This is a genomic window from Thiolapillus sp. (assembly GCF_048562965.1).
In the GTDB taxonomy this organism is placed as follows: Bacteria; Pseudomonadota; Gammaproteobacteria; order Chromatiales; family Chromatiaceae; genus Thiolapillus; species Thiolapillus brandeum_A.
Genome location: NZ_JBHNMF010001071.1, coordinates 1 through 930, shown reverse-complemented (window position 1 = coordinate 930; position 930 = coordinate 1). Strand labels below are relative to the sequence as shown.

Here is a 930-nt window from a genome sequence, read left to right as displayed (position 1 = left end):
AGCAGCGTCACCATCTGCCGGGCGCTGATACGGTTCCGCCGCGACAGGCCCGATCCTTCCACCATTGTGAAACCCTGCCAGTGAAAGCGCGAGGCAATGCGCTGTTGTGCATACCGACGGGATTTTTCGAAATCGGCGGGAGCACCGCCGGCTTCGGCGCCCAGGGCCAGGAACAGCTGGTTGGCGATGAAATTGGTGGAATAGCGCAGCATCGCCCGCAATACCGTTTCGAGGGTGTGGCTGCTCATATGCCGGTAGTACAGGGGTATCCCGCCGGGCAGTAGTTGGTTGCTGATGCTGCCTGTCACCTCTATGTCCTGTTCCTGCAGCTTGGCGCGCAGGATCTCGCCGAAGTAACGCGCGCTGAGCCGGCTGTCACGGATGTTCACACGCTGCCTGCCGTTTTTCAGGTTCCTGGCGATTTCCCGGGCAACATCGGTCAGGGGCGTCTGGGGTTCGGCGGAACGGATGCCCCGGGCCGTTTTGCGCACATTTACCGTGTTGAAGTTGGCAGCCAGTGCCGCCACGGGGGCATCATAGGGGTTGGCGCTGTCCGAGCGGCCATCGATGCAAAATAACTGCCGTCCAGGCGGATGCCGTTCAAGCCCGTCAGTCCCTTTGCTTTCAGGCGAACAGCGATGCGCTCGATTTCTTCCGATACCTGCATGGGATCGCCGTAACCTTTCACCCAGAGCACCTGGCCATCGTCCAGAAAAAAGTCCGTAGTGAAACGGTGATCCAGCCCCCAGTGATCGATGGCCAGCCAGGCGGTGAGGATCTTCAGTGTGGAAGCAGGAATGCGCGGAGCTTCGGGCATGTTTCTTACCTGGCTCAGTGCATCCGTTGCACTGGCACAGGTGGCCGTCACCGCCAGGAGCAGGCTCACGAGAGCCAGGTTGATGCGCCGGAAAATCATCCGGCAGAGTATAG

Annotated in this window: 2 protein-coding genes; both read right to left on the bottom strand. The window is 60.4% G+C overall.

Features of this window, described 5'->3' with window-relative positions:
• On the bottom strand, positions 1–527 hold a 527-nt coding region (locus tag ACOCD2_RS22340; protein WP_419626145.1), incomplete at its 3' end, for a D-alanyl-D-alanine carboxypeptidase.
• A partial coding sequence (locus ACOCD2_RS22335; protein WP_419622046.1) for a D-alanyl-D-alanine carboxypeptidase occupies positions 494–930 on the bottom strand: 437 nt, incomplete at its 5' end. The genes ACOCD2_RS22335 and ACOCD2_RS22340, both read right to left, overlap by 34 nt.